Source organism: Nocardia sp. NPDC051911 (assembly GCF_040681035.1).
GTDB lineage: Bacteria > Actinomycetota > Actinomycetes > Mycobacteriales > Mycobacteriaceae > Nocardia > Nocardia sichangensis.
Genome location: NZ_JBFAXY010000025.1, coordinates 89,941 through 116,937 on the forward strand (window position 1 = coordinate 89,941; position 26,997 = coordinate 116,937).

A 26,997-nucleotide genomic window follows, 5' to 3' on the forward strand; every position below is an offset into this window, starting at 1 on the left:
GGACAAAGAAGTGGCGAAGGCGAAGTTCGAGCGGACGAAGCCGCACGTCAACATCGGCACCATCGGTCACGTCGACCACGGCAAGACCACGCTGACTGCAGCGATCACGAAGGTGCTGGCTGACAAGTACCCGGATCTGAACGAGAGCTTCGCGTTCGATCAGATCGACAAGGCGCCCGAGGAGAAGGCTCGTGGTATCACGATCAACATCTCCCACGTCGAGTACCAGACCGAGAAGCGCCACTACGCGCACGTCGACGCCCCGGGTCACGCCGACTACATCAAGAACATGATCACCGGTGCGGCGCAGATGGACGGTGCCATCCTCGTGGTCGCCGCCACCGACGGCCCGATGCCGCAGACCCGTGAGCACGTGCTGCTCGCCCGCCAGGTCGGCGTGCCCTACATCCTGGTCGCGTTGAACAAGGCCGACATGGTCGACGACGAGGAGATCCTCGAGCTCGTCGAGATGGAGGTCCGCGAGCTGCTGGCTTCGCAGGAGTTCGACGAGGACGCGCCGGTCGTGCGGGTCTCCGGTCTGAAGGCGCTCGAGGGCGACCCGAAGTGGGCGGAGTCGGTGCTGGAGCTGATGGCCGCGGTCGACGAGTCGATCCCGGACCCGGTTCGTGAGACCGACAAGCCGTTCCTGATGCCGATCGAGGACGTCTTCACCATCACCGGTCGTGGCACCGTGGTCACCGGTCGTGTCGAGCGTGGCGTGATCAACGTGAACGAGGAAGTCGAGATCGTCGGCATCCGCGAGAAGACCACCAAGACCACCGTCACCGGTGTCGAGATGTTCCGCAAGCTGCTGGACCAGGGCCAGGCGGGCGACAACGTCGGTCTGCTGGTTCGTGGTCTGAAGCGTGAGGACGTGGAGCGCGGCCAGGTCGTCGTGAAGCCGGGCACCACCACCCCGCACACCGAGTTCGAGGGCCAGGCGTACATCCTGTCGAAGGACGAGGGCGGCCGCCACACCCCGTTCTTCAACAACTACCGTCCGCAGTTCTACTTCCGTACGACTGACGTGACGGGCGTTGTGACCCTGCCCGAGGGCACCGAGATGGTCATGCCCGGTGACAACACCGAGATGTCCGTCAAGCTGATCCAGCCGGTCGCCATGGACGAGGGTCTGCGCTTCGCGATCCGCGAGGGTGGCCGCACCGTCGGCGCCGGTCGCGTCACGAAGATCATCAAGTGATTCGCTGAATCGCTGAGAACGGCGCCGCTCCGAAAGGGGCGGCGCCGTTCGCGTTTCATGGGGTGTCCAGCCATCCGCATAGACTCGCGCCCGCGAGCTTATGTGTACACACTCGGGTACACTATTGAGATGTTGATCGAGACACTGTCGGTACGTGAGGCACGTGAGCAGCTCTCCGGAGTGCTGGAACGGTTTCGCCGCGGTGACCGTACGCCAGTGGGCGTCGGTTCCCATCGCAAGACCGAAGCGGTGGTAGTGCCGGTCGAAGTGTTCGAAGAACTGACTGCGGAACGTGCTCAATCGGTACGGCAAGCCTCGGCTTCTATCGAAGCCGAGGGGCTATCACCCAGTTCGGATGCGGACGCGATCCTGCAGCAGTGGGCACAGGGCGAGATCAGCACAGCCCAGATGCGCGAGCGCGTCCGGCGCTTGCATGGTCCGCGATGACGGCGGATCCATACATAGATCCCGAGTCGGGAGTGCTGCGCAACCGTCTCGGGATCGTCGACGCTGAGCAGTTGCGCCGAGCCGAAGCGGACTTGAGCCTCGCTGCACTGGCGGACCTGGGTACCCGGATTCTACCCGGCAGTTACGATCTCGATCACCTTCGGGCGTTCCACCGGGAGATCTTCGGCGACATATTTTCCTGGGCAGGTGAGATCCGGGTGGTTGGGATCGCAAAGTCGGACCCGTTTTGCTTGCCGCAGCACATCGAGCCTTATTCGGCGGATGTGTTCGGCGGCCTTGCGAAGGAGCGGTATTTGCGGGGATGTTCGCGTGCTGAGTTCGTCGAACGGCTAACGCACTACTTCGCCGAAGTCAACGCGATCCACCCGTTTCGTGAGGGTAACGGGAGGACACAGCGAGCTTTCTTCCGACAGCTATGCCATGAGGCGGGATGGGTCATCGACTGGTCTTCACTCGATCGCGACGACAACATACGGGCTTCGCACGCATCGTTGCGCGGCGACAACGATCCGCTCCGTGACCTTCTCGACTGTTTGCTCAGGCCTATCTGAGCGAAGGCGGTCTTGGTCATGTGGGAGGGCCACGGGATCCGAGCCCGGGAACGAGTATTCAGCAGGCATAAGCGCGGCCGACGGCCGGTTCGCGCTCCGTCTGCGGGAGTTCGCGCAGGCAGCCGAGCGGGACGACGCCCTCGCTGCTCAGTTGCACGCCCGTGCCCTGGGCGGGGTGCACGCAGGTGAGGCCGGTCGTCGCGATGCGACAGGCGTAGTCGCCGAAGGCGATGGTGCTGTCGTACGGCAAGGTCCGGCCATGACCGTTGATGAAAAGCCCTGGATCGCCGCGGAATTGGCCCACCGTCAACCGGTGCCCCGTGTAGGTCACGTATCCGCCGAACCATTGGCCGTAGCCCTCGCCCGGCGCGGGCACCGGTTCCTTCAGTTCGACCGTGCAGTCGAACCCGTCCATTCCCAGCGCTGTCCCCGTGACGCAACTGATCTTGCTGGTAGGGCTGACGAACGCGATATCGTCCCGCAGGTCGGTCACCGGACCGCCCTCGATCCGGGCCGAATGGAAGTCGGCGAGATCAACCGGCGTACCTTGCCGAACCCAAGCGATCCGATCTCTGAGTTCCCCTTCCTTCCCCGGTGCCGCCGTCGCCCGCGGCGACGACGCCGTCTGTGACGCCCCCGCTACCGGCTGCGGCCTTCCCGCCGTGGTCTGCGCGCAGCCGCCCAGCAGCAGCACCAAGCTCATCGCAACCATCCACCGCATGCTGCTCACAATATCGCTGCCTCTCAACGAAATTCACCTTCGCAAGCCGGACGCTCACACAATCGAAGCTGCGGCCGCTCAACTGCGACCGCCATTCCTGGAAGCCGGACACCGTGCGATTCAACGAGCCCTTGTCCTCCGGGTTCAGTTGCGGCATATACGCCCTGACCAGCACGCGCTGTGCGGCGGCGCGAGCGCGAAAGCCGCCTGCTCCGTCGAGCGCTCTGCCGAGCTCGCGCACGATCGACGAATACACGGGCCGTCTCGCGCATCCGGGGGCGAGCATGCCCGCGTTGTCGGCTGTGGTGACGGTCTGCTGTAAACGCTCCGGGTCGGTGGCAGCGCCCACCGCCAGCGCGATGCGTGCGGTGAGCACCCCCTCGGACGCGACCGAGGAGCGCTTCTCCGGTGAATCAGGAGCATTCTCGGAGTCGCCAGGTGTCGCGCCCGAATCCCATTCCAGCCGCGTCGCTTCGCCGCTCGCCAGTTCTTCGATCCCAATGGCGCGCAGGACGATTTGCGGGTATCGCGGCAGCACGTCGTCCACTGCGGCGACGATCTCGGTCAGTACCTGGACCGCGACGCCCGGGGTCTCGAAACCGAAGGCGCGCACGCCGTGGCGGTCGGCGAGTTCCCGGGCGAGGCGGGCTGCGACCGACTCGGCGGAGGCGTCCACTTTCCGGTTTGCTTTCTCGTCCTTCTGATCCGGTCGTGCGGGAGGGCGGCCCGGCGCGCGCGGCGGCGAACCGGGTGTCCCCGCGTCCGGGGCGGAAACCCTCGGCGGACGCGCTGTGATGGGCCTGGACCATGGCGTACTCGGAGCCGTGGCGCCGGTCTGCTTCGCCACGCCGGCCCGGGGCGTCGCGGCGGTCTGATTCGTGGCGGCAGGCTTCGTCCACGGGGAAGACGGCCGACTGCCCTGCGTGGGACGCGTGGATGCGGTTTCTGCCCGATGAGCGGGCAGAAGACGGCGTGACCATCCTGCTGCCGCTGCGTGGCCAGACCGAGGACGGCGTCTTCTACAGCGGTTTCGAGGAGTTCCACCCCGGCGACCCTGGCTACGAAGAAATGCTGCCTGTCGCTCGGGAGAACCCGGTCGCGGAGAAGGAAGAGCCGCAGCGGCCGGTCGATACCGATACCTTGACCCGCATCCTGCGTGAGGCGGGTTTGGACGGACCGACCGGCGAAGACGACTAGCGAAAGCTGCGGCCCCGCAGGCACCACACAGAGGTGGCCGACAACTACGATTCAGTGCCGGCCGACGAAGTCACGGATGAGGGCGCCGGTGCCGTCGGGCTCTTCGACCATGGGCGTGTGGCCACAGTCGAGGCTCTCGATCCGGATGCCCGGGACGCGGCGGTAGTCCTCGTAAGAGTCCGGCTGCCATCGCTTGTCCTGAGAGCCGTAGAGCACCATGGCCGGAATGCCCAGGTCGGTGAGCCGGTCCGGTTCGGTTCGTTCCCGCAGGTAGTCGTCCGACGCGGTGGAGGTCGCGGTGAGACTGCGGTAGGTCATGCCGCGCAGGTCGGCGACGAACTGGTCGGGGATCCGCACGTCCCGGGTGAACGCGGAACTCATGGCTTGCCGGAGGACGACGTCCGGGAGGAGCGGCCACAGGGGCTGTCCGATCGCAGGAACGAACAGCAGGTTGCCGACCGGACCGCTGCCGGTGACGGCGTCCAAACGGGGACCGGAGTCGATCAGCATGATCGCCGACACCAGGTCGTGGCGCTGTTCGGCCAGCGAGGTGGCCACGTAGCCGCCGGAAGAATGCCCGACGACGATCGCCTGTCGTATGCCCAGCTGGTCGAGCACGGCCCCCACTCGGCTCGCCTGTTCGGACGTGCTGTAGCCGGTGTCGGGTTTATCGGACTTGCCGTGGCCGAGCAGGTCGATGCGCACGACGTACCGGTCCCGCAATGCGGGCAGCACCGGATCCCAGTAGGCGGTCGAGGCACCCAGTCCGTGCAGCAGCACCACCGCGCGAGCGCCTGGCGTTCCGTCGGCGACTACGTGGATGTTTCCGCCCGGCAGGTGCACCATCTGCTCGTGTGAATCGTCGGTCTCGGCATTCGCCGCGCCGGTCGTAGAGCCGGTGATCACGGCGGCCAGGACGGTGGCGATCAGCAGCCCCCCGATATGCCGCCACCGATTCGGTCTTGCGGCGGCTGTGGTTTCGTCCACGGTTGCTCCTTCGATTGGTTGGGACACCACCACGTTCTGGCACGACTGCGGGCCGCGTATTGAAGAAATGTCAGCGTGCGCGGCAGCTCATACAATCGACGTGTGCCTTGGGACATCGCTCGACCGGCGCGGCCACCCGCCCTGCGCGGCGTCGATATGGCCGGATTCCATGTGCATGGGGACGGCCCGGAGCAGGTGCGTGTCATTCCACATCCGGCGGTCACGGTGATCGTCGAGTTCGGCGAGTGCGGCTTCGAGGTCCGCGACTCGACGGGCCGCAGCCATTCGGGCAGTCTGACACTCGGCCTCGCGGGCACCGCGCTTCCGGTCCGCGTCGACGCCGTCGAATGCGTCCAGATTCGCCTGGAACCGGTTGTCGCCCGAGCAATCCTCGGCTTTCCGCCCGCCGAGCTGGGCGGAACCATCATCGGCTTGGACGACATCTGGGGTCGCGAGGCGGGGTGGCTGCGCGAGCGCCTGCACGAGACACCCAGCTGGCCCGACCGGTTCGCCCTGGTCGACACCGCGCTGTCCGCGCGGTCCCGGCACGACCAGCGCGTCGACCCCGAGGTCGCCTGGGCATGGCGGCAAATCAAACTCAGCCGCGGCCGTTTCCGCGTCGAGCACCTCGCCGCCGAGCTGGGCTGGAGCCGTCAACGACTGTGGTCACGCTTCGGCACGCAAATCGGCCTGACCCCCAAACGCGCCGCCAAACTTGTCCGCTTCGACCACGCCGTCCACCGCCTCGTTCAAGGACATTCCCCCTCCCGAGTAGCAGCCGACACCGGCTACGCCGACCAATCCCACCTCCACCGCGACATCCGCGAATTCACCGGCATATCCCCCACCGCCGCAGCCATCGAACCCTGGCTCACAATCGACGACCGAGCCTGGCCGTCGACGATCGCGACGTGATCCGGCACGACGTTCGAGCTGGGCGGCGCGGGCCTCAGTGGATGTCCTCCCAGAGCCGCGGTGCTCTCGGCGGGAGACGCCGAACATCGGCAACTGGGAAGCGCCTGGCCATTCGCGGGACTTATGCAGTGTGACCGTGGGGCCCAGATTGCTACGCGTCTGCGGGCAGGATCCGGAACGAGCGGAAACCGGGCGTCAATGGTTCGATGGCTCGGAAGTCGCGCTGGTCGAGGGTGAAAATGCAGTCGGTCTTGTATTTGTCGGCGAGCGCGACGCCGACCGCGTCGGCGAGGTCTAGTTGCAGTCCTTCGTATTTGGCTCGCACCGATTGCGCTGTAGACAGGTCGACGTGCTTCAACTCGGCAAGCCGGTAGCGGCCGTCGATGGCTCGGCCCAGCAGTGCGTCGGTGATCTTCATCGCCGCGGTGAAGCCGAGGTCGCGGCGGGTCAGGTGATCCAGCTCGGTCAGCACCAGCGGCGATATGACCAGGGTTTCGCGCTCCATCACGCGCAGCGTCTGTTCGTGTTCGTCTTGGTCGGCGTCGAATGCGGCGAAGAGCGCCGAGGTGTCGGCGACGATGATCATCGACGGGCCGATCGCTGCTTGATCTGCCGGTAGACGTCCTCGCGCATCTCGTCGGCGCTGCGCGAGCGCCCGCTGTGGAAGACGGGCAGCGGTGCGTCGTTGCGTGGCCGGTCGGACGCATCCAGCAGCATCGCAATGCCGCGGCGGATGAGTTCCGCCTTGCTCACCCCTGTTGCCGCGGCCTCCGCGTCGAGCCTGAGCTCCAGCTCGTCGGGGAGGTACACCGTTGTCTTTACCACGCCATATATGGTACCACCCGCAATCTGCGCAGGATTCGGCCTCGGAGGGATTGCGATAGCTGGTCGCGGGCACAGCGCTGCCGCGCCGATCACGTTGGCGGGGCAGCGCTGTGTGGAGGTGCCTGACCTCGGTCTCGAAACCGGAGGTTCAGTGGAGAATCGGGAAGTTGGCGCGGAATACACCGTGTGGGTCGCGGGCCTGCTTGAGCTTTCGCAATCGGTCCAAGGTGCCGGTGTCGAAAACCTCCGCGACACTGTCGCCGGCGGACAGGACGGTGTACGGTTTGCGGCCGCTGACTCGCGCGCCCAGATCGGCGATGATGCGCTTCTGCGTGGCGAGTACCGCGGCAACGGTGTCGGGATCCGAGCCGGTGGCCTGCAGAGACAGTGCGTAGGGCTCCGCGAACGGCGGAGCCGCGCCTCGGGTGGGCTCGGCGAGCGCACCTCCCAACTGCCGGAGCTGGATGCCCATCAGCGGATCGATCGGTGCGTGCAGCAGGATGTCGGCGGCGGTCTCGTCCAGTGCGGTCAGCAGTTCGGTTCGCAGCAGTCCGGGGCCTGGGGCGGTGGGCTCGTTGACGATGGCGCCCAACTCGGCCGGGGACAATTCCCGGCGCGTGTCCGCGAGGATGCCGTCGATCGTGTCCAGCCGTCGCAGCAGGTCCCGTCCGCGCGCCGGTTCGCCCAGGTAGGCGGCGGCGATCGCGATCACCGGCGGAGCCTGCGGCAGTTCCAGCCGATTGAGCCAGACCGTGAGTTCGGCCGGTGCGTGATCGGTGATGTCCTGGAAGGCCGCACGGACCGCCTCGGTCTGCGCGGCCGGCCAGGCGATCAGGCCACCGAACAAGGCCGGAGCCGCGAACAGATCGAACTCCACAGCCGTCACCAGTGCGAAATCCCCGCCGCCGCCGCACAGTGCCCAGAACAGCTCCGGGTCGGATTCCGCGGTGACCCTGGCCTGACGACCGTCGGCATCGACGATGTCGAAGGCCCGGACGCTATCGGCCGCCCAACCGTATTTACGGCCGAACCACGATAATCCGCCACCGAGGGTATAGCCGACAACGCTGACCACCGGGGAGCTTCCGGCCAGCCCGGTCAAGCCGTGCCGGGCGGCCGCCGCCTGGACGTGCCCCCAATTGGTCCCCGCACCGACGCGGGCACGTCGCCGGGCCGGATCCACCTCGATCCGATCGAGTCGGCGCGTGCGCATCAGGATGGCGCCGGCGGTATCACCGGAAGCGCCGTGGCCGTTGGGCTGCGCGGTCACCGACAGGCCCGCGTCGCGCGCGTAGCCGACCACGGCGGCCATATCCTCCGCGTCTTCGACGTGCACGACGGCCGCTACCGGCTGGTCGATATTGAGGTTCCACGGGGTCCGTGCCGTATCGAACGCTTCGTCACCCGGCAGCAGTACCCGTCCGCGCACGGCGGATCGCAATGTGTTGTGTGACATGTAGATTCCCTTCGCTACAGAAATGTTCACCGCGTCGTGCCCGAGCCGATGGACCGAGCCTGGTTCCGGGTGGCCGGGTCGGTTGCGGGGGAGATGGGTGTGGGCATCGGAAAGGCCGCTTCGATATGGGCGGCGGCCGTCAGCGCGCGGCGCTCGGCGAATGGGGCGGTGATCAACTGGACACCGATGGGAAGACCCTCGGCCGATACGCCCGCTGGGACCGTGACCGCGGGCAGGGCCAGGTAGTTGGCGGCGATGGTGAGGCGATGCGCCGCGTACATGGTCGCGACTTGTGCGGTGCCGCCGAGGTCGTAGCCGACCGGCCAGGGCAGTTCGTCCGAGACCGGACCGAGCACGATCGGATGCTCCGCGAGGAAGCGGGACCAGGCCGCGCGGCGGGTGAGGCGCTCACCCAGCGCGGTCATGTAGCCCGCCAGATCCAGCGGCGGGAACAGGTCGATCGCCGCGTCCACGAAGGTGTTCAGTCCGGCGCTGCCGACTCGCCGCATGGCTTCGCGGCGCTGGACCACCACCTCGGTGGAAACCAATCGGCCGTAGTCCGCCGCCACTTCGCCCAATTGCGGCGGATCCAGTTCGGCTACCGGATACCCCGCGCGTTCGAGGGCGTCGGCGCAGCCGAGCAGCGCTGCCCGCACCTGCGGATCGATATCGTCACCGAGCGTGACGGCGACCGCGGGCAGGGCGGTATCGGTCGCGTCACGCACTGGAATCCATCCGGGATCGCGCAGGTCAGCGCTGTCGCTGAGTACCTCGAAGGCAGTCGTCAGATCGCGCACGGTGCGCGCCAACGGCCCCGGCGCCGCGAACAATTGATTCGTCGGCGCGGGTGCGGCCCCGGACAGGCTCGAGGCCACCGCCACCCGGCCGGGTGTGGTGCGCAGGGAGGCGACTCCGCAGAACGCGGCGGGTACGCGCAGTGAACCGCCGAAGTCGGTGCCCAGGCCTAGGGGGGTCATGCCCGTGGCTACCGCTGCGGCGTCACCGCCGCTGGAACCGCCCGGGCTGCGAGTCGGGTTCCACGGATTCACCGTCGGGCCCGCCTCGTCGTTGTCGGTATGCCAGCGAGTGGCGAAGTCCGGCATGTTCGTTCGCCCGATGACGATCGCCCCGGCTCGCCGCAGTGCGGACACCGCGGGTGCGTCCGCTGTCGCGACGGCCTGCCCGAAGGCCGCCACGCCCCAGGTGGTCGGGCTGCCCGCGACATCGAGGTTGTTCTTGATGGTGACCGGGACCCCGTGCAGCGGCCCCGTCGGCGCCCTGCGGTCGGCCGCGGCCGCCTCGGCGCGCGCGGATTCGCTGAATACCGTGGTGAGTGCGCCGATCTCGGAGTCGGCCTGCTCGATACGCTCGAGATGCGACTCGACGACCTGGGTCGCGGTGACCGCACCCTCGGCGATCAGCGTCGCGAGCGAGACCGCGTCCCGCGTCCACAGTGCGCCGTCCTGGCCGGTGTTCACAATGCCTCCTGTTCGGCGAATACCGCTGCGCTGTGCGGTGTTCGACTGTCGTCGATGGATTTGCCGACGGTGATGAAGAAGAGGATCAGCCCGACGGCCAGCAGGATGTGGCCCACGCCCGCGCCCAGCGCGATCGCCTCACCACTGCTCTTGCCCAGCACGGTGAGGGTGCCGTGCAGCGTCATGGACGCGACGGTGATGGCCAGGCCGATGTTGTACAGCCAGAAGAACCAGCCGTACAGGCTTCCCCGGGCGCTGAGCGTGAACTGTTTCTCCAAGGCCAGCACGATGAGGAAGAACAGCATGCCCAGCGCCAGCACGTGGGTGTGCACGACACCGAGCTGCGACTGCCCGGTGAAATGTTCGACCTTGGTGATCTCGCGGTAGTAGAACCCGGAGATCAGGCCGATGATCATGTAGATGTGCGCGGTATTGAGCAGTGTCTTCATCGGGCGCTCAGCGATTTTCCCGGCGCAGCAGCAGCGCGCCGGCGGCGGCCACCAGGCCCGCGGTGAGACCGTGCACGCTCAGGGCGGTCGCGGTGGAGCCGCGGCGCACCAGGATGGTGAGCATATCGCCGGTCGGGATGAGGGCGATGGTGAGCAGGGTCGCGCCGAGGGTGCGGCGCTGCCCGGCCGCGAGCAGGACCAGCATGATCAGACCGATGACCACATCGCGGACGCCTTTGACGTTCAGAAAGCCGTTGGCCTCGCCGCGCGGCCAGTCGGTGAAGCCGAACCCCGGGGCCATTCGCTGCGGGGCGAGCAGATAACCGCCGCCGACGGAGATGATGAACCCGGCTCCCAGTACGGCGCCGGCCCTACCGAGACGTTCGCCGAGTCGGCGGGAACCACGCACGGAAACAACTGTTTCCGTATTCGAAGGAACTGACATGAGCACTCCTGGATCGGTGGGATACGTGTCCCGAGCATCCAGTGCCGCCCGTACCGTTCGCTGACAGCCGCTGTCAGCGAACGGTACGCAGCAGTTCGAGCACCGCCTCGTCGGAAAGCCGGGCGCCCGCGAGGAATTCCGCGCCCAGGCGAACGGGCCCGAGCGCCTCTTCCGCTTGGTCGAGCGCCCGCCGCCGGAACGGGCCGATGCGGATCACCCCGGCCCTCCGGTTGATCCGGTCGGTTGCGCCGAGAATGCGGGCCGCCTGGTCCGGGGCGTCCTTCGCCAGAGCAACGAGGGCGTAACCGATACCGACCTCGGCCAGCAGCGCCGCCGAGGTCTGGGCGGCCAGATCGCGGGGCATGGCCAGCTCTCGCAGCGCGTCGTCCGGCCGGCCCGCCGCGACCAGGGCCGCCGCGTGCGCGGTGCTCACGAAGGCCAGGTTCACGAAGCGGACGGTATCGTGGCGTCCTGCTGGTGGCGGGCCGTCGGGGAGCGGATGCTCGGACATCCGCCGGTACAGTTCCATCGCGCGGTCGTTGTCGCCGCGCAGGTGGGCCAGGTGCGCCTGCGTCGCCGCCAAGAAGCGCCCAGGCGCGGGGATGATGTGCGGGGTGATCAGGGCCTCGGCCTGGTCGATATAGGTTGCCGCGACCTCCGTATCGCCGCCGACCAGGTACATATCCGCCGCGAAGAGCAGCACGCCCATGCGCTCACCGGCGCCCAGGTCGGCGCTGAGCAGTTCCAGCGCGCTCGCGATCAGCGGGCGGGCGCTGTCCAGGCCGAGCATCCGGGTCCGGTAGCTGGCCAGGGAGATCAGCGCGCGGCTGTGTGACCGGGCGTCGCCGTGCGCGCTCAGGCAGGTCAGCGCCGCCTCCAGAGTGGGCAGGGCGCGGGCCGGGTGGTCGCCGCCCAGTTCATCGAAACCTTTTGCTATCAGCGCATTACCGCGTAGCCATGGATCGTCGGAGGTGGTGCACGCGGTCAACAGGCTGTCGTCGTCGCCGAGTAGGTCACGCAGCGCCAGTATGAGCACGAACATCGGGTGCGGAGGTCGATCCTCGGTGAGGGCCGCGCGGGTCAGCCGCTCGAATTGTCCCGTGTCATCTCGGATCTGGCCCCACCAGATGTTGGTGAAGTACGCCGGCAGCTCCTCGGCGTACCGGCAGGCCAGATAGGCCCCGGTGCACCCCGGCGGCGGTGTGTCGTCGATCAGGGCGAGGACCTCGCGGCGGCGTTCGGAGATGTCGCCGTGCAACCCGCGCAGCAGCCAATACCAGACGAGGTTCGAGTACAGGCGAACCGCGCGCTCGCCGTCGCCGACGTCCAACGCCCACCGCAGTGCGGTCTCGCAATTGCCGTGTTCGGCGATCAGCCGCGCGAGCCAATCGGGTTGTGCGGTAGTGCGTAATCCGTGGGCGGCGGCGTCAGCGAATTCCGAGAAGCAGTCGGCATGGATGCGGGCGACTTCGTCCGCATCGCCTGCGGCGGTCAATTCCGCTGTCGCATAGACGCGGATGGTCTCTGCCATTCGATAGCGCTGTCCATCGAAGTCGACCAACGACTTCGTCACCAGTGAGGTGACCGTGTCGATGGCGTCCGGACCACACACCGAAGTAACGGCGTCCAAGGTCGCGCCGCCGGCGAAGATCGAAAAACGCCGGGCTGCAGTGGCTTCCGCATCGGTGAGCAGTCCCCAGCTCCAGGCGACGGCCGCGTGCAAGGTTCGATGGCGCGGGACCGCGTGGCGAGTGCTGTTGGTGAGCAGCCGGAAGCGATCGGTGAGCCGGGCGCTGAGGTCCGGTAGCGGCAGGCTGCGCAGGCGAGCGGCGGCGAGTTCGATAGCCAGCGGCATGCCGTCCAGGCTGCGTACGATGGCGCGGATATCCGCGGAATTGAGTTCGGACAGTGCGAAATCCGGGAGTGCCGCGGTGGCGCGGTCGATGAACAGCCGGACCGCGGGCGATGCGGTGACCGCCGCGATATCCGAGTCGGCTTCGGGCAGGTCCAAGGTCCGGACCGGATACAGTCGCTCGCCGTCCACGCCGATCGGCTCCCGGCTCGTGGTGAGCACCCGCAGCAGCGGCAGCCGCTGCAACAGATCGTGAATAAGGCGCGCGGTCGCCTCCACGACATGCTCGCAGTTGTCCAGTACCAACAGCATTCGGCGGCCGGACAGCGTCCGCTCCAGTACATCGGCCCATTCCGTGGACAGTTCATCGGGTCGCTCGAACTGAGCGAGCGCGTTCGCTATCGCCACTCCGACCGCGTTCATGGCCGGCCGGTCGGGCCGCTCCCGCTCGAGTGCGGCGAGTTCGACGAAAGCGAAACCGTCCGCCCAGTCCTCGGCGTGCGCCCCGACCGTCTCGGCGGCCAGCCGAGTCTTCCCCACGCCCCCGGTACCCGACAGTGTCACCAGTCGGGCCTCGCGCAGCGCCCGTCGCACTCCTTCCACGTCGCGTCCGCGTCCGACGAAGCTGGTGAACCGCCTGGGCAGCAGCGGTGCGGATGCGCCGCTGGTTCGCGATGCTTCCGTAACTCCCGTCGGACCCGATCCGGACGCCGTCTCGATCGCAGGTTTGTCGACTGCGGGATTACGGGGTGCGTTCGTGTGAATTTCGGCCAGGGCCGAGCGCAGGACCTCGGCGGGTGTCGTGCCGAGTTCGTCCAGTAACAGGGTCTCGGTTCGCTGAAACTGTTGTATCGCCTCCGAGGTTCGTCCCGCTGCCGCGAGCGCCCGCACCAGTCGTGCGGCCAGCGTCTCCCGGAACGGATGTGCGGCTACCTCCGTGCGGAGCTCACCCAATACCTCGCCGCCTCGGCCCAAGGCTCGAAAGGCGTCCGCTCGCAGTTCGACCGCCTCGAGCCGCTGTTCAGTCAAATGCAGCGCAGCGACCCGCAATGCCTCCGATTCTCCCGCATCGATCAGCGGCTCCCCGCGCCACAAGGCGAGCGCGGCATCGAAGCACGCGATGGCTTGTTCGGGCTCACCGGCCGCCAGCAACGCTCGCCCTGCCTCGACCTCACGCCCGAACCGATGCACATCGACGTCCTCGGGCGTGAGCTCGAGCACATACCCGCCCCCGTCATTCCGCACCGTGCCCGGTGCCGCCGCTCGCAACCGACTCGCCAGAGTCTGCAACGCATTCCCCGCCCCCGCCGGCGGGTTCTCCCCCCACACCCCGTCCACCAGCCGCGCCGCCGGCACCACTCGCCCGGCTTCGAGCGCCAGCAACCCCAGCAATGCCCGCACCCGCGGCCCCCCGACCGACGCCTTCCTCCCGTCCGCGGCCACCACCCGCACCGGACCCAATAGCTCTACCAGCATGAATCGTCCATCTCGCGATCGATCCTGCGTGGCGCCCCGACCTCTCGTCAACCCGGGCGAACCTGGGACCTCGCCGCATTGCGGCTATCGAACCGCCTCGAACTGTCGGCGCATGCCGACCGGCGCGGCCTGTCGTCGATCATCACCGAGATCGGCGCGCGTGACGTGATGCCGCGCCCACGGATTTCGCTACCGCGTACCCGATCGGGTGCTTGCTCGGCGTGTATTCGGCACAGACATCGGGCAGGATATTTCTAACCTGGTGAAGTGCTATCGGTGGTTTCCGCGCGGCACTGTGACGTGAGGCTTGACGGCGAATGAGTGACGAAACGGAACCGATTCCGGTCGTGGTTCCCCGGTCCGGTGGTCGTCATGCTCGGCCGGAAACGCCTGTCGAAGGGGTTCGCGAGGTGTCCGCGGAGGCGACCGACCCTGCCGAGGGCCCCACCGACCGGTATGTGCCGGTGCGGCCCACCCGCCGCGATCGGACCGCGCAGTCGTCGTGGCAGGCCAGGGTCGCACGGACCGCCCTTCGCCTGGTCGTTGCCGCTACCTCGGTTGTCGTTGTATCGGGCACCGGATTCGCCTACTACACCGAGCGCGCCGTCGATGACGGGTTCGCCCGGTCCGGGGCTATCAGTTCCGAGGACGCCGCCGCGCTCGACGGCGACATGAACCTCCTGCTCATCGGACTGGACACCCGCAAAGACCGCAACGGCAACGACCTACCCAAAGAAATCATGGACCGGTTGCACGCCGGCGACGGCAGCGAGGGCGGCTACAACGCCAATTCCCTTATCCTGGTACACATTCCGAAGGATCTGAAGAAGATCACCGCCTTCTCCATCCCGCGCGACGACTACGTCGCGGTCACCGGGATCCCCGGCTACGACCACGCCAAGATCAAGGAAGCCTACGGGCTGAAGAAGGTGGCGGTCGAGCAGAAGCTCGCCAACCAGGGCGTCAAAGACAAGGTCGAACTGGAACGCCAGGGCCGCGAGGCCGGCCGCGAATCCATCGTGCAGACCGTGAAGGCACTGACGGGAGTACCGATCAACCGGTTCGCCGAGGTCTCCCTCGTCGGCTTCTACGACCTGGCCGCCATTCTCGGCGGCGTCGATGTCTGTCTCAATCACGCCGTCGACGACGAGTACTACTCCGGCGCGGTGTTCCCGGCCGGACCTCAGCACCTCGATGCCGCCAACGCGCTGTCGTTCGTCCGGCAACGTCACGAACTCGACAACGGCGACCTCGACAGGACCCACCGCCAGCAGGCGTTCCTCACCTCGGTCGCCAAACAACTCGCGGAGTCCGGCACACTCACCAACATCGGCAAACTGCAGCAATTGATCAACGCCGCACAGAACGATGTGGTGCTCTCCCAAGGCTGGGACGTGCTCGACTTCGCGCAGACCATGGGAAAGGCGGGTTCGATTCCGATCGAATTCCAGACCTTGCCGGTGCAGGGCTACCGGACCATCGACGGCCAAGACGTCAACGTCATCGATCCGGCCGCCATCAAAAAGACGGTGCGCACGGCGTTCGGCGTGCAGGCAGCCACGCCCACCGCACTCACGACCACACCCACCAGTACCGTCGACGTCGTCAACGCGGGCGGACCGGCAGGTATGGCCGCCAAAGTGTCGACAGTGTTGGCCGACAAGGGATTCGGCAAAGGAAACATCGGCAACGCCGCCTCCACCGATGGTTCCGGCTCGGTCGTCTATTACGGCACAGGCGCCGACACCGACGCCACCCAGGCCGCGAACTTGCTCGGCGGGCTACCGACAGCCGCGTCCAAGAATATCGACCCCGGCCACATCGAGATCGTGATCGGCAGCGACTTCACCATGCCCGACGAATTGAGTGCGGGCACATCGACGAGCTCCACCACACCGACCGGCACAGCCTCGCCCACCGGGGCCCCCACCTCCAAACCCGCCGACGCGCCGCCCGACTCCGGTAAACCCGTCACCACCAGCATCGGATCCAACATCCCCTGCGTCGACTGAGGTTGCCGCCGTGGACGCCTCCGGCCCGGCCTGGTCGGTGCGGCATCGGGCAGACGAGTGTGGTGTTCGCAGGAGCGTGGACACGATCTCGGCTGCGCCGATGAATTTCTTGTGGATCCGTCGTCGATACCTGTGGATACACCGACAGCGGTGGGTCAGAGCAATCGATCCGGACAGTGATCCGGCCGGGTGAGCGGGAGGCGCAGTGAGCGGTACCAGGGTATTGGTGGCGGGGGCGAGTATCGCGGGGCCGGCGCTGGCCCACTGGCTGCGCCGGCGAGGGGCCGAGGTGACCGTGGTGGAGCGTGCCCCCGAACTGCGTCCCGGTGGGCAGGCGGTGGACGCGCGTGGGGTGACCAAGGAGGTCATCCGGCGGATGGGGCTGGACGCGGCGGTGCGCGCGGCTCGCACTGAGACGGCCGGCGCGTACACCGTGGACGGGAACGGGAACGTGCTGGAGACCTATCGCGCGGACGACGATGGCGGCGACGGGTACATCTCGGAGATCGAGATCCTGCGCGGGGACCTGTCCCAGGTGCTCTACGACGACACCCGTGACGGTGTCGAGTACGTCTTCGGTGATCGGATCGCCGAGCTCACCCAGGACGCGGACGGGGTCGACGTGGCCTTCGCGGGCGGCGACCGGCGGCGCTTCGAGCTGGTGGTCGGCGCGGACGGGCTGCACTCGGCGCTGCGAGCGATGGTCTTCGGGCCGCGCGAGCGGTTCGTCCGCCACCTCGGGCACGTGCTGGCTTTCTACAGCGTTCCCAACGAGTTCGGGCTGGACCGCTGGCTGATCGACTACCAAGAGTCCGGGCGCTCCGCCGGGCTGCGGCCCATCCAGGACGCCACCCGGGCGATGGCCATGTTTTCCTTCCCCTCGGGGGACTTCGATGTCGACTATCGCGACGTCGCGGCCCAGAAGCGCCTGCTGCGCGAGCGGATGGCCGGCATGGGCTGGTTGACCCCGCGCATCCTCGCGCACCTGGACGACACCCCGGACTTCTACCTCGACCAGGTCGCCCAGGTGGTGATGGACCGCTGGTCGAGCGGACGGGTGGTGCTCCTCGGGGACGCGGCGTTCAGCTCGTCGCCGATGTCCGGGCAGGGCACCGGGCTGGCCCTGGTAGGCGCCTACCTGCTGGCGGGAGAGCTGGCCGCCGCTGGGTGGGACCCGGAGGCCGGGTTCGCCGGCTATGAGGCGCGGATGCGCTCGTTCGTCGAGGCCAACCAGGAGATCGCCCAGTTGAACGCCCGCAGCCGCGACGTCCCCGGGCCGGACGCCGAGCCGAGCCCCGATTTCACCGGGGAGTGGTTCGCCGAGTTGGTCGAGCGCGCGATCAACGGCGTGGAGCTGCCCGACTACACCGGGGTGCCGGACTCCAGGGCCACGGCCGGGCCGCCGATCACTTTGTCGGCCAAGCCGTAGGTGTCACATAACGTGTCGAGAGGGACGACGCTTGGGTAGGCCACCGCCGGACTACGTCCGCGCATACCGCGCGGATCTGCACTGGTCAGCGTAGCCATCGGAAGACAACGGGCGTTGGGACTTTCGCCGGATGGCGGTGTAAAGCATCTGCCGGGTGCTTCCGGGGCGGGGGTGACGCCCAGCTTGTGTTCAACGATCCCGTTGTGACACTTCGGTACCCGGGTGTCGATCGGGGGTGCGTAGAGGAGCGCCGACATGGTGCAAGTGTCTCAGCGCCTCGCGGTAAGAGGAGATCAACCCGGTTTCGTGGTAGGGCACGCCGATTTCGGCGCAGTAGTCGCGGACGATCACCTGGGCATGACGCAGATTCGGCGTCGGCATGCTCGGGAACAAATGATGCTCGATCTGATAGTTGAGCCCGCCGAGGGCGAGGTCGGTCAACGCGCCACCTCGTACGTTGCGGGAGGTCAGCACCTGTCGACGGAGGTAGTCGAGGCGGTCGTCGCCGGTCGAGGTCGGCATGCCCTTGTGGTTCGGGGCGAAGATGCAGCCCATGTACAGGCCGAAGAGGCCTTGGTGGACAGCGAGGAACGCGAAGGCTTTGTCGGCGGGCAGAACCGCGAACAGTGCGGTCAGGTAGGTGGCGAAGTGGACGAACAGCAGCGCGCCCTCCAACCCGCGGTGTTTGACCGATCGATTTCTCAGCGCCCGAACGCCCGCCACATGGAGGTTCAGGCCCTCCAGCATCAGGAGGGGGAAGAACAGGAACGCCTGCGCCCTCCCGATGAGACGAGGCAGACCGCGGCTGGACCGTGCTTGCTGCTGTGACCAGACCAGAATGTCGGGCGCGACATCGGGGTCGAGTTCCTCGTGGTTCGGATTGGCGTGATGCCGAGTGTGCTTGTCCTGCCACCAGCCGTAGCCCAGACCGATGCCGGCGTTGCCGACAACTCTTCCCACGAGCTCCGTCGGCTGCCGTAGCCGGAAAACCTGGCGATGTGCGACATCGTGCATGACCAGCGCGATCTGAGCGAACGTCACGGCCATGAACCCCGCGACCAGCAGCGTCCACCACGAATCGCCGATGAGGACGAACGCTGCCCAGCAGGCTGCGAACGCGACCCCGACGAGGCTTAGCCGGACGGCGTAGTAGACGGGACGCCGGTTCATCAGCCCCGCGTCGGATATCCGGCGCAACAGACGGGCGTAGTCACCGTCGGCGCCGCGCCGCGGTGACCGTGGAGATGACTCGGGGACCAAGGCAGGTGTCGTCATAGATCTTCCTGAGAGCTGAGCCGGAGACGCCACCCCCATCCGTCGACGATGTCGGCCGGTCGATGTCGGAGCGGGGCGCGGATTTCGATACCCCGAAGCTATCGGCCGGATTCTCGTTACTCGTAACCCTCTGGTATGAGAGGGAATCGGACTGCGGTGTGATATTCGATGTCCACAGCTGCAGAGGCGGCTGGCCCGTTGTCGGCCGACACATCCGGGTCGCCGCACCGGACTCCCCTCATGCCGCTGATCGAGCGATGTGGACAGAACCGTTTCGTCGAATCTGTGGCGCTTGCACCGGGCAAAGCGACCGGCGCCCTCCGTCGCCGGCAAATATGTTGCAGTAGGGTTCCTGGGAGGTGCCGTCACTCGCTGTGATGTGGCCGGAGGCGCTTCTTTGCCGAGGATCCGATTCGAATTCAAACCTGCACTGACGCAATGGTTCTGTGAAATACTCGTGCTGTTCTCCACTGTCCGAGGAGGGCTTGATGCGATCGGTATCGCAGCTTTTTGCGGTCTGTTCCTGCTTGTTGATCGGTGGGCTGGCCGCGTGCGGGTCGCCCGATGCACCGACCACGGTTTCTCCGACCACAACCGCCCCGAAAGCTGATACGTCCAGCGCAGTGACCACCTCTCCCGACTCGGCGACTGCCAGCTCGGTCCTTTCAGCTACTCCGTCCGTATCCCCCGAGACCGGGCGGGTGATCCCCTCAACCGTGTCAGTCTCCGTGGCGAGTAGCACGACCGGAGTCATCATCCCGACAACACCGCCCACAAACGTGCCACCGACGGTTCCGATTCTTCCGGGCAGGCCGGGCACTGGAGTCGATATCACGACGACTGTTGCGCCTCACCCAGCGACGACCAGTGAGCCCCCTCGATGAGTGGGGACGACGCCGATTCGACTGGCCGGCACAGTCTTCGTCGAGCTCTGACCGCTGCGGGAGCCATCGCCTCGCAGGGCGCGGTTATCGCCGCAGTGCTCTACTACTTCGGCATGGTGTACACCCGCGCCTGGTACGGCTATTTCGGCGTGGATGTCGGGATGCTCGGTTTGTCCACCCCCGACTACGTCATCGGCAGCCTCACCAGTAGCTACTGGCCCGTGACCATCGTCTTGCTGGTCGTGCTCGCCTGCTACGCACTTCGGTCGGTTCCGCTTGCCGTTGCCGTACGCAGCCGACGACCCGTCGCCACGCTCCGGCGCTGGACGATGGCCATCTTGATCAGCGGCGCCATCCTGGCCACAGTCTTCGCGCTTCTGGTCATCGTCCGCGACTGGCTACCGCCGTGGCTCGGTTCATACATGCCGATCATGCTCATCGCGGCGGTCTCACTCCTCGGGTACGCCATCGCGCTGCGGGAAACCCATCCCCGCATTTTCAGCCGCCCCGGCGCCGGTCGCAGACGCACACAATCCACCCCATGGCTACCGATCCTGGCCTTGCTGGGCTTAGGTTTCCTCGGCTTCTCGTGGGCGGTGGGCTCCTACGCCCATCAGCGCGCCATTCGCGACGCCCGCCTCACCGTCGAGACCGGCTTCGGCGCACGTCCGGTCGTCCTGCTGCTCAGCGTCGATCGGCTCGCGATCGAAGGCGGCGGCTCCCAAGTTCTCCCGATCACCACACCCGGGGAGAAATACCGCTACGCCTACAGCGGGCTCCTACTACTGGCGCGCACTCCTGACCGCTTCTTCCTGATCCCGCACCAGTGGACGAAGGCCAACCACGACCGAGTATTCGTCATCAGCAACAACGACAACGTCCGCATCGACCTCGCACCCCACCCATAACAAAGGCCCACCACGATTCGGGCGCAGCACGCTAGTCCCCTGATGCAGGCACACTCTCGATCCGTCGCCCACGCTGCATGCTCGCCCGATATCTGACCGGTCCTACCTACCCGTCAGTCGCCGACGACCAGGAGATATCCGTTGGCGCGAAGGCGGCCGATAGCTTCGGGGTTTCGTTCCGAACCGCTGTCACGGTGCTCATCCCGATCCAGACGCCGCCACATCGAAGGTCAGCGAGACCCACAAGGGTTTCAGGTGGGGGATTGGTGATCGAAGCTGATTACCCGGTGTCCACCAGAAGGGCGTCCCCGACGCATTGCAGCGTACGTGTAGTGGGCTCCGCTGCGCCTTCGGCGGGAAAAGACATCGAGTAACGGCCGTCCCCGAGGTCACGCCAGGAGCCGGTCGTCGCCCGGGCCCGGTCATCGGCGCCGGGACGGTATTCGACGACGGTGCCGTCTTCTCCGAACTCGAGGCCGGACCGGCCACGTGACCGGGGAAACGGGAAGTCACGTGGCCGATAAATGGACACCGTGTCGGTGTCCTCCTCGTGGGAGTGCACCCATATTCCGAGGATGGGGATCGGTCCGGTCACCGGCAATCCTCACCGGGTCCCCGGCGCCGACCAGTGTGGCGCTCGGGCGAGGACGCCGTTGATCTCGTCGAGTAATGAACGCAACAACGCTACCTCGCCCTCGAGGTCGGCGACCGCACCCGCGCCGCCGGAGGAACTCGAATTCGTCGATGGCACGGAACGGGGTGCGGCCGCCTCGCCGCGTCCGGGCGTCGCATCCGCGACCATGGAGGACACCGCCGGTCGCAGATCCCCGGCCGGAGCGCGAGCGGCGACCAGGAACGAGGCCCTCGGCCCATCCAGGCACGCGTTCATCCGCAAGGATTGGCCGGTGGTGAACATGAACATCGCCGCGTCGTCGGTGTAGTCCATGAAGTTCATGAACATGTCGCCATTGGGGCCGTTGTTGCAGGAAATGTGCGGGAACTGGGGTTTGCCGAAGTTCTGGGTGGCCTGGTTGGGCGTGTCGTCGACCAGATCGCCACCGGAGCAGCCGCTTCCGTCATCGCCCCAGATATGGCGCAGACTCAGCCAGTGCCCGACTTCGTGCGTCGTGGTGCGCCCCAGGTGGAACGGCGCGGTGGCGGTTCCGATTGTGCCGAAGCAGGTTGTCGCGATGACGACGCCATCGGTGTCGACGGGACCGCCAGGGAATTGCGCGTAACCGAGAATCGAGTTTCCGGGCGCGGTCTGCGGATCGGCGCATACCCAGAGGTTGAGGTATTCGTCGCTCGGCCAGGGATCGGCGCCGCCGGTCGCGGTGGCTTTCACATCGTCGGCTTCGGCGCTGAAGAATGTCTTCGCGGTGGCGGTCCGGGTGATGCCGTCGGTCGCATTGCCATCAGGATCGGTTGTCGCCAAGGCGAATTGAATTCGACAGTCGGCGATACGATCGGTCCAGACGGTCGGCACGCCGACGCGGTCGAGATTGGTCGCCCGGAAGTCCTGGTTGAGCACCGTGATCTGGCTCTCGACCTGGGCCGCGCTGATGTTCTCGGCCGGGAACGCGGGATTGTGGACGACGTGGACGACCACGGGGATCGTGATCGGACCGGTGCGCATCGGTGCGCGCATACGGCCTTCGTAGGCGAGCGCGCGGTTCTCGAACATCGCCGAACGCTGTCGGTAGCTTTCGCTCTGTTGGAGCAGTTTATGGTGAACTGCCATGGTGCCGCACAATTCGCGGCTTCGTGCACCAGGTGTAGGAAGATCGGCCATCACATATCCTTTCGCGAATCAGTCGGATGAAATCGCCCGGTAAGGATGCTTCGCCGATTCTGCGGCCGTGACACGAGTAGCGACTACCTGCATCCGACCTCGCGCGGCTAAAGTCCGTACAACTTTGAAATATGTGGAAGATCGGCGACGACCCCGCCGCACAGCGGTGGAGTAACAGCTCGCGCCGGTCAGCACCGGACCGCACATGACGAGGTTCGCGAACGGATCCAGCGATCACCCCGCCCCGCGTCCCGATGAGTATCGCCGGGTAGGAACCCGTAGTCGACTACTCGTGAGACGACGACATCCGAGGCGAAGACTCGGGGAATCGGATCGTCCGTTGCGGGGCGATTTCGCAGGCAAAGAACGTTTACGCGAAATGGAGGAAATCATGACCGCAGGCATGGATTCGGCAGTTGTTCACATGGCGAACGAGGCAGCCGATATCAAGAAACAGGATCTGCTCGATCAGACTTCGTGGGTAGCGCATTTGTGGGCCGACGTCCCCGCGGCCATCAGCTACGCGAACTCGCCGCCGCTCTCGCAGGCGGGCACCATCGTCTTCAATATCCGGGACAACGGCCAGGTGTGGACGTACGACCTGCACTGACTCGCGTCACCGGTGAATCGTGGATCCGGTTCCACACTGCGGGCTGTCGTGTGACTGGCATGAGTCGCCCGGCTTCGTGTGCGAAGTGGCGTCGGCCTCGTCCGCGGGGTCGTCGCCGCTGGTGGTGATGATCCCGAAATAGCCATGGCGCAGAGTGGAAAATGATAGTGCCCTCGGCGGGGCGCCGTGAACATGGGAACCGGCTCGACCTGCGGTTCTCAAGCGGCCAGTTAGTTGTTGAAGCCGAATACCAGCTATAGGCTCGTGATTCCGTCGTTGTTGCCTGTCCAGCAGGCATCATCCGGATGGGGGCGCCTCCGATGGCGGTCCCGATCGCGGGCGGGTAGGTGACGCTTAATTGACCGTGCCAGAGTGAGCGCAGTCTCCGACAACACCGGCGCGGCCGGAGCCGACGCGGGAGACATGCCAACCGCGAACGAAAAGTTTGACGACGACGACTATCCCGTCTACACGATGGGCCGGGCCCGCCGACATGCTCGGCACTACCCAAGCGTTCCTGCGCAGCCTGGACGAGGCGCAACTGATCACCCCGCAACGCTCTGCCGGCGGGCACCGCCGCTACTCGCGCTACCAATTGCGTATCGCCGCCCGCGCCCGGGAACTCGTCGACCAGGGCACCCCCCTCGAGGCGGCGTGCCGGATCATCATCCTCGAAGACCAACTCGCCGAAGCTCGCGAACTCAACGCCAAACTGACCCAACAAGACTGACCCCGGCTGGGCCTCGGCCTGTCACGACGATCAGGCGACCGCGCCGGCCGCTCATTCGAACCGGTACGCTCTCGGTCTCCGCATACTCCCGGGGTGGATGAGGAACCTGAGATCGGTCGAGGAAAATGCGATGAATCCGGACAGGGTGGCACGAGAAGCACGAAAGCGTCAGCGAGACCCGCAAGCCATCGAAGCCCGTAACCGTCGGCTGAACAAGATGAGCAAGGGCTCGCTAGACCTTCTCGATAGCGTCGCCGACCGCCTGCCTCCCGACTTGGTCGAAAGCTACCGGGCCTATAGCGACGTGGGTGAGTGGGCGATGCTCGTCGACGTGTTGTGCGCCAGTCTGATCAAGCGCCGGATCCCGGTCACTGAAGCGGAACGTGATGCCGTGGCGAACGTGCTCGGCCAGTTCAGTCCCCCAGTGGAGGGATATCGCTACCTCAACGATCCGCAGGGTGTGCTGTCTGAGCTCAACGTGGTCAATGGGTAGAATCCTCGTGGTCCGTTCGGGGCGAGACGGCCGAGTCGTCCTTGGCGGCAGCGCCTCGAGCCAGTTGTAGACACTGGAAACCAGGCCCTTGATCGGACGTGAACTAAGCCCGTGGCAGTCTCGAAGACCACGTCATGGGCTAGACGAATGTCACGTAACCCCGGAGCCATCAGGTGGTGCCGACGTCTTTCTGGGCCGCTTGCCTTCCTGCGATCTTGAGGAAGATGTTGGCCTACTGCAGGGCGAGTGTCCCGCCCTCTGCTTCGTCGAGGATGTCGTGTGAAGGAAAATCAGTCGGGGATGTGAGGGTGCCTTGGCAGAGTGCTCGACATGACTGTCTCCGGCCCCAAAGCGGATCTGCACCGTTATCTGCGCTATGCCCGCGAAGCCATGCTATGGAAGCTCGACGGCCTGTCCGAGTACGACGTGCGTCGTCCGATGACCCCGACCGGCACAAACCTGCTCGGCTTGGTCAAGCACCTCGGCACCGTCGAGTTCGGCTACTTCGGTGACACCTTCGCCCGCCCATACGACGAACCCCTCCACCGAACACGACTTCGAGGCGGATCCCACGGCTGACATGTGGGCCACGGCTGAACAGTCGCGCGAGGACATCATCGAGTTCTACCGTCGGGCCTGGGCACATGCCGACGCCACGATCGACAGTCTCGACCTCACCGCCGAAGGCTCGGTCCCGTGGTGGTCCGACGACCAGCGGGCCGTCACGCTCCATCGGATCCTGGTGCACGTAGCGGCCGAAACCAACCGGCACGCCGGACACGCCGACATCATCCGCGAGCTCATCGACGGCGGCGCCGGCCTCCTCGACGGCAACGAAAACATGCCTACCAGCGACTCGACCTGGTGGCAGCAATATCGAGCCAAGCTGGAACCGCAAAACAGGCCGCAGGACTCCGGTGACCGATGAATCCCAGCCTTATTGACAGCCTGTCAACGGGCGCTCGCTACGAGAATGAGGCAGCCTCGACGTTATCCCGCCTGTAGCGAACGGCGCCCGGATCGTGCGTTCGGTAGTCCTCGGATGCAGGCTTCTCCAGCACAGTATCTCGGCCAACGGCCGAACACACAGACATGCCGCTGAGCGCGTGATCGGTAGCGGTCGAGAGCGTAGGGGCGATAAGACTGGGAGCGGCTGAAATGTTGTCTTGCAACAAGTTCAGACAAGCGCAGCCGCTTGCCGATGTCTATCGTTCAAAGCTCCGAGGGGGCCTGGCGATCGGTCGTGGGCTCATTGAGGGCCGGCCGCCCTATACCTTTTCGACCACCCTCCAGAGGGATTTGCCTGCTTCCGCTGACGGTCCGCCGGTTCGTCGCCTCGCGGTGACGGCCGGTGGACGGTGCCGAGGCTGCCGCTTGGCGGAATTCGCTCCTTCTCTGTGGAACCTGTTCGGCACCCGATACGTCGAACCAGGCAGAGGAAGTGTCTATCCCGCTGGAGTATTGCGCCGGCGGACTTGCAACCGAGGGGTTGGATGAGAACCGCACACGTCGATAGGCTCGTCCTCGTTGCCATCTGCCCGCGCAGGGTGAGACTATGCGCGTCGACGGTCGCGGTTCACCGCTGGCACGGCGGGAAACTCCACTCGTGCGCGGATGTGTCCGGATCGGTCGTCGATGTGCGTTCTGCGGACTCAATGTTCGCTGACGGAGGTGGGGGTTGGATAAACCCGGGGAGGGGGCGCTGTTCTTTACAATCCTGATCCGATCTTTCGGTTCTGGATCAGTATGCGATGACGCCTGCCGATGTTGCACAGCACCTATGTCTCGATTTTGTGGCATAGTAATACCGGTACGGTATTGGAATAATGTACATTAGGAGGGGATTTTGAGCGAGTCCAAGGGTTCCAATTTCGGTGGCACGGTTGATGGCCCGGTGCCGCGTGCGCAGCAGCATATATTGATGGGGAAAGGGGCCCCTGGCGCGCCGCAGAACGATCAGATAAGGACAACCCGGGTCGGTTTACGCTTTCCGAGGAATGTGACATTCGAAAGTTGGCAGCAGGCCGGGGTGCAAGTTTCACGTGTGGTAGATTCTTTTGCGTGGTGCCTTGGAGACTGGCTCGTCTTCGGACGTCGGCAGTATGCGGACAGGTATCGACAGGCGATCGATGCGGCCGGGCTCGATTATCAGACGTTGCGAAATTATGCATGGATCGCGAACCGATTCGAGTTGACGCGGCGGCGGCCGAAGCTCAGCTTTCAGCACCACGCCGAGTTGGCCTCGTTGCCCGAGGATCAGCAGGATTACTGGCTCGATCGGGCAGAGGAAGGGCGGTGGTCCAGGAATCAACTCCGTCAGTACGTGCGCGCGAGTCGCAATGGGAGGAGCCCGGCCGAGGCTGGGTCCGCTGTTCTGCCCAAGCTGCAGGTTGATAGTAACCGGGTGTTGCGCTGGCGTGAGGCTGCGACGCAGTCGAGCCTCGACTTCGAGGCGTGGGTGGTCGAGGCGTTGGACCGTGCGGCGGACAGCATGCTGAACGCCCTCCGTGAGTGATGCATGGTTCGCAGTGTGAGCGTCGGGGTTGTCCCGCCGGCGGGACATTGCCGATCGGCAGCCGGGGTCTTGTATTGAATGGACGGCTCGAAGGTGCTTACCTAGTCAGTTTCGGTTATTTGTGCGCTGGCGTCAATTCCATGTCTGATTCATAGATGTTCTGATATCTCGGATATAGATCGCCTTGACGACCGTAGCTGTGCAAAATATGGTCAATTATGTGTCTATTCGAGGAAAGGGGGGGAAATGAAATTTGTTCGAGTGATTGCTCGTGCTGTCGGCGCAGAGCGTCACATGCGGAGCGATGCCAGCAAGGGTCGTAAGTTCT

The 26,997-nt window shown here is 65.9% G+C and carries 26 protein-coding genes and 1 pseudogene; 14 read left to right on the top strand and 13 right to left on the bottom strand.

What is annotated here, in order from left to right; all coding sequences use genetic code 11:
- The first annotated feature begins 10 nt into the window (after nucleotides 1-10).
- The 3 genes from tuf to AB0L97_RS27230 all read left to right on the top strand — a co-directional run bounded on the left by tuf (nucleotide 11) and on the right by AB0L97_RS27230 (nucleotide 2,220).
- Nucleotides 11-1,201, top strand: a complete 1,191-nt coding sequence (gene tuf, locus AB0L97_RS27220; protein WP_067809956.1) for an elongation factor Tu — start codon at nucleotides 11-13, stop codon at nucleotides 1,199-1,201.
- Nucleotides 1,202-1,330: 129 nt separating this feature from the next.
- The gene (locus AB0L97_RS27225; RefSeq protein ID WP_364434751.1) at nucleotides 1,331-1,648 is read left to right on the top strand and encodes an antitoxin VbhA family protein; all 318 of its coding nucleotides are present in this window, start codon (nucleotides 1,331-1,333) and stop codon (nucleotides 1,646-1,648) included.
- A complete protein-coding gene (locus tag AB0L97_RS27230; RefSeq protein WP_364434754.1) occupies nucleotides 1,645-2,220 on the top strand; it encodes a Fic family protein in 576 nt (191 codons plus the stop codon). Before AB0L97_RS27225 ends, AB0L97_RS27230 begins: the two co-directional genes overlap by 4 nt.
- 58 nt (nucleotides 2,221-2,278) lie before the next feature.
- On the opposite strand, the gene AB0L97_RS27235 is transcribed toward AB0L97_RS27230, so the two are convergent.
- Together AB0L97_RS27235 and AB0L97_RS27240 are read right to left on the bottom strand one after the other, a co-directional pair.
- Nucleotides 2,279-2,713, bottom strand: a complete 435-nt coding sequence (locus AB0L97_RS27235) for a hypothetical protein (protein ID WP_364434757.1) — start codon at nucleotides 2,711-2,713, stop codon at nucleotides 2,279-2,281.
- 40 nt (nucleotides 2,714-2,753) lie between these two features.
- Nucleotides 2,754-3,617 (bottom strand): hypothetical protein, encoded by an 864-nt coding sequence (locus tag AB0L97_RS27240; protein WP_364434760.1) that lies wholly within the window; start codon nucleotides 3,615-3,617, stop codon nucleotides 2,754-2,756.
- Between the two features lie 260 nt (nucleotides 3,618-3,877).
- Between AB0L97_RS27240 and AB0L97_RS27245 the strand changes: the two genes are divergently transcribed.
- The gene (locus AB0L97_RS27245) at nucleotides 3,878-4,138 is read left to right on the top strand and encodes a hypothetical protein (protein ID WP_364434763.1); all 261 of its coding nucleotides are present in this window, start codon (nucleotides 3,878-3,880) and stop codon (nucleotides 4,136-4,138) included.
- 51 nt (nucleotides 4,139-4,189) lie between these two features.
- Here AB0L97_RS27245 and AB0L97_RS27250 read toward each other — a convergent pair whose 3' ends face one another.
- Nucleotides 4,190-5,125: an alpha/beta hydrolase gene (locus AB0L97_RS27250; RefSeq protein ID WP_364434766.1), complete on the bottom strand. Its 936-nt coding sequence runs from the start codon at nucleotides 5,123-5,125 to the stop codon at nucleotides 4,190-4,192.
- Nucleotides 5,126-5,227: 102 nt separating this feature from the next.
- Here AB0L97_RS27250 and AB0L97_RS27255 point away from each other — a divergent pair, with 102 nt between their 5' ends.
- Entirely contained in the window at nucleotides 5,228-6,040 is an 813-nt protein-coding gene (locus AB0L97_RS27255; RefSeq protein ID WP_364434769.1) for a helix-turn-helix domain-containing protein, read from the top strand.
- Nucleotides 6,041-6,191: 151 nt separating this feature from the next.
- On the opposite strand, the gene AB0L97_RS27260 is transcribed toward AB0L97_RS27255, so the two are convergent.
- The 7 genes from AB0L97_RS27260 to AB0L97_RS27290 all read right to left on the bottom strand — a co-directional run bounded on the left by AB0L97_RS27260 (nucleotide 6,192) and on the right by AB0L97_RS27290 (nucleotide 14,021).
- Nucleotides 6,192-6,626, bottom strand: coding sequence for a PIN domain-containing protein (locus tag AB0L97_RS27260; RefSeq protein ID WP_364434772.1), 435 nt, complete (start codon nucleotides 6,624-6,626; stop codon nucleotides 6,192-6,194).
- The gene (locus AB0L97_RS27265; RefSeq protein WP_364434775.1) at nucleotides 6,623-6,865 is read right to left on the bottom strand and encodes a CopG family transcriptional regulator; all 243 of its coding nucleotides are present in this window, start codon (nucleotides 6,863-6,865) and stop codon (nucleotides 6,623-6,625) included. The genes AB0L97_RS27260 and AB0L97_RS27265 overlap by 4 nt, the downstream gene beginning before the upstream one ends.
- A gap of 148 nt (nucleotides 6,866-7,013) precedes the next feature.
- Entirely contained in the window at nucleotides 7,014-8,321 is a 1,308-nt protein-coding gene (locus AB0L97_RS27270; RefSeq protein ID WP_364434778.1) for an FAD-binding oxidoreductase, read from the bottom strand.
- 26 nt (nucleotides 8,322-8,347) lie between these two features.
- The gene (locus AB0L97_RS27275; protein ID WP_364434781.1) at nucleotides 8,348-9,799 is read right to left on the bottom strand and encodes an amidase family protein; all 1,452 of its coding nucleotides are present in this window, start codon (nucleotides 9,797-9,799) and stop codon (nucleotides 8,348-8,350) included.
- The gene (locus tag AB0L97_RS27280; protein ID WP_364434784.1) at nucleotides 9,796-10,248 is read right to left on the bottom strand and encodes a DUF2871 domain-containing protein; all 453 of its coding nucleotides are present in this window, start codon (nucleotides 10,246-10,248) and stop codon (nucleotides 9,796-9,798) included. Before AB0L97_RS27280 ends, AB0L97_RS27275 begins: the two co-directional genes overlap by 4 nt.
- A 7-nt stretch (nucleotides 10,249-10,255) precedes the next feature.
- The gene (locus AB0L97_RS27285; RefSeq protein WP_355080001.1) at nucleotides 10,256-10,693 is read right to left on the bottom strand and encodes a DUF4267 domain-containing protein; all 438 of its coding nucleotides are present in this window, start codon (nucleotides 10,691-10,693) and stop codon (nucleotides 10,256-10,258) included.
- A 73-nt stretch (nucleotides 10,694-10,766) separates the two neighbouring features.
- Nucleotides 10,767-14,021: a BTAD domain-containing putative transcriptional regulator gene (locus AB0L97_RS27290; RefSeq protein WP_364434788.1), complete on the bottom strand. Its 3,255-nt coding sequence runs from the start codon at nucleotides 14,019-14,021 to the stop codon at nucleotides 10,767-10,769.
- 410 nt (nucleotides 14,022-14,431) lie between these two features.
- Here AB0L97_RS27290 and AB0L97_RS27295 point away from each other — a divergent pair, with 410 nt between their 5' ends.
- Both AB0L97_RS27295 and AB0L97_RS27300 read left to right on the top strand, forming a co-directional pair.
- Nucleotides 14,432-16,033: an LCP family protein gene (locus AB0L97_RS27295; RefSeq protein ID WP_364434791.1), complete on the top strand. Its 1,602-nt coding sequence runs from the start codon at nucleotides 14,432-14,434 to the stop codon at nucleotides 16,031-16,033.
- Between the two features lie 205 nt (nucleotides 16,034-16,238).
- Nucleotides 16,239-17,462, top strand: coding sequence for an FAD-dependent monooxygenase (locus AB0L97_RS27300; RefSeq protein WP_364434794.1), 1,224 nt, complete (start codon nucleotides 16,239-16,241; stop codon nucleotides 17,460-17,462).
- A 189-nt stretch (nucleotides 17,463-17,651) separates the two neighbouring features.
- Here the strand turns inward: AB0L97_RS27300 and AB0L97_RS27305 are convergent, their stop codons facing one another.
- Nucleotides 17,652-18,737 carry an acyl-CoA desaturase gene (locus AB0L97_RS27305; RefSeq protein WP_364434797.1) on the bottom strand — a complete coding sequence of 362 codons (1,086 nt, stop codon included), beginning with the start codon at nucleotides 18,735-18,737 and terminating at the stop codon, nucleotides 17,652-17,654.
- A gap of 880 nt (nucleotides 18,738-19,617) precedes the next feature.
- Here AB0L97_RS27305 and AB0L97_RS27310 point away from each other — a divergent pair.
- Complete coding sequence (locus AB0L97_RS27310) at nucleotides 19,618-20,529, top strand: hypothetical protein (protein ID WP_355079991.1); 912 nt, start codon at nucleotides 19,618-19,620, stop codon at nucleotides 20,527-20,529.
- 280 nt (nucleotides 20,530-20,809) lie between these two features.
- Here the strand turns inward: AB0L97_RS27310 and AB0L97_RS27315 are convergent, their stop codons facing one another.
- Together AB0L97_RS27315 and AB0L97_RS27320 are read right to left on the bottom strand one after the other, a co-directional pair.
- Complete coding sequence (locus AB0L97_RS27315) at nucleotides 20,810-21,124, bottom strand: hypothetical protein (RefSeq protein WP_355079989.1); 315 nt, start codon at nucleotides 21,122-21,124, stop codon at nucleotides 20,810-20,812.
- A 9-nt stretch (nucleotides 21,125-21,133) separates the two neighbouring features.
- The gene (locus tag AB0L97_RS27320) at nucleotides 21,134-22,213 is read right to left on the bottom strand and encodes a zinc metalloprotease (protein WP_364434802.1); all 1,080 of its coding nucleotides are present in this window, start codon (nucleotides 22,211-22,213) and stop codon (nucleotides 21,134-21,136) included.
- 499 nt (nucleotides 22,214-22,712) lie between these two features.
- Between AB0L97_RS27320 and AB0L97_RS27325 the strand changes: the two genes are divergently transcribed.
- From AB0L97_RS27325 to AB0L97_RS27350, 6 genes and pseudogenes are all read left to right on the top strand, one after another.
- Complete coding sequence (locus AB0L97_RS27325) at nucleotides 22,713-22,931, top strand: hypothetical protein (protein WP_364434805.1); 219 nt, start codon at nucleotides 22,713-22,715, stop codon at nucleotides 22,929-22,931.
- A gap of 474 nt (nucleotides 22,932-23,405) precedes the next feature.
- Nucleotides 23,406-23,661: pseudogene (locus tag AB0L97_RS27330) on the top strand (MerR family transcriptional regulator).
- A 130-nt stretch (nucleotides 23,662-23,791) separates the two neighbouring features.
- Nucleotides 23,792-24,154 (top strand): hypothetical protein, encoded by a 363-nt coding sequence (locus AB0L97_RS27335; protein ID WP_364434808.1) that lies wholly within the window; start codon nucleotides 23,792-23,794, stop codon nucleotides 24,152-24,154.
- Nucleotides 24,155-24,484: 330 nt separating this feature from the next.
- A complete protein-coding gene (locus AB0L97_RS27340) occupies nucleotides 24,485-24,733 on the top strand; it encodes a DUF664 domain-containing protein (protein WP_364434811.1) in 249 nt (82 codons plus the stop codon).
- A 1-nt stretch (nucleotide 24,734) separates the two neighbouring features.
- Entirely contained in the window at nucleotides 24,735-25,082 is a 348-nt protein-coding gene (locus tag AB0L97_RS27345; protein WP_364434814.1) for a DUF664 domain-containing protein, read from the top strand.
- A gap of 918 nt (nucleotides 25,083-26,000) precedes the next feature.
- Complete coding sequence (locus tag AB0L97_RS27350) at nucleotides 26,001-26,669, top strand: LmbU family transcriptional regulator (RefSeq protein ID WP_364434817.1); 669 nt, start codon at nucleotides 26,001-26,003, stop codon at nucleotides 26,667-26,669.
- Nucleotides 26,670-26,997 lie beyond the last annotated feature (328 nt).

Coding starts and splice junctions, on each gene's coding strand:
- AB0L97_RS27225 (WP_364434751.1), top strand. CDS start 1,331: ATGTTGATCGAGACACTGTCGGTACGTGAGGCACGTGAGCAGCTCTCC.
- AB0L97_RS27230 (WP_364434754.1), top strand. CDS start 1,645: ATGACGGCGGATCCATACATAGATCCCGAGTCGGGAGTGCTGCGCAAC.
- AB0L97_RS27245 (WP_364434763.1), top strand. CDS start 3,878: ATGCGGTTTCTGCCCGATGAGCGGGCAGAAGACGGCGTGACCATCCTG.
- AB0L97_RS27260 (WP_364434772.1), bottom strand. CDS start 6,626: ATGATCATCGTCGCCGACACCTCGGCGCTCTTCGCCGCATTCGACGCC.
- AB0L97_RS27270 (WP_364434778.1), bottom strand. CDS start 8,321: ATGTCACACAACACATTGCGATCCGCCGTGCGCGGACGGGTACTGCTG.
- AB0L97_RS27280 (WP_364434784.1), bottom strand. CDS start 10,248: ATGAAGACACTGCTCAATACCGCGCACATCTACATGATCATCGGCCTG.
- AB0L97_RS27285 (WP_355080001.1), bottom strand. CDS start 10,693: ATGTCAGTTCCTTCGAATACGGAAACAGTTGTTTCCGTGCGTGGTTCC.
- AB0L97_RS27290 (WP_364434788.1), bottom strand. CDS start 14,021: ATGCTGGTAGAGCTATTGGGTCCGGTGCGGGTGGTGGCCGCGGACGGG.
- AB0L97_RS27305 (WP_364434797.1), bottom strand. CDS start 18,737: ATGACGACACCTGCCTTGGTCCCCGAGTCATCTCCACGGTCACCGCGG.
- AB0L97_RS27310 (WP_355079991.1), top strand. CDS start 19,618: ATGAGTGGGGACGACGCCGATTCGACTGGCCGGCACAGTCTTCGTCGA.
- AB0L97_RS27320 (WP_364434802.1), bottom strand. CDS start 22,213: ATGTTCGAGAACCGCGCGCTCGCCTACGAAGGCCGTATGCGCGCACCG.
- AB0L97_RS27325 (WP_364434805.1), top strand. CDS start 22,713: ATGACCGCAGGCATGGATTCGGCAGTTGTTCACATGGCGAACGAGGCA.
- AB0L97_RS27335 (WP_364434808.1), top strand. CDS start 23,792: ATGAATCCGGACAGGGTGGCACGAGAAGCACGAAAGCGTCAGCGAGAC.
- AB0L97_RS27340 (WP_364434811.1), top strand. CDS start 24,485: ATGACTGTCTCCGGCCCCAAAGCGGATCTGCACCGTTATCTGCGCTAT.
- AB0L97_RS27345 (WP_364434814.1), top strand. CDS start 24,735: ATGTGGGCCACGGCTGAACAGTCGCGCGAGGACATCATCGAGTTCTAC.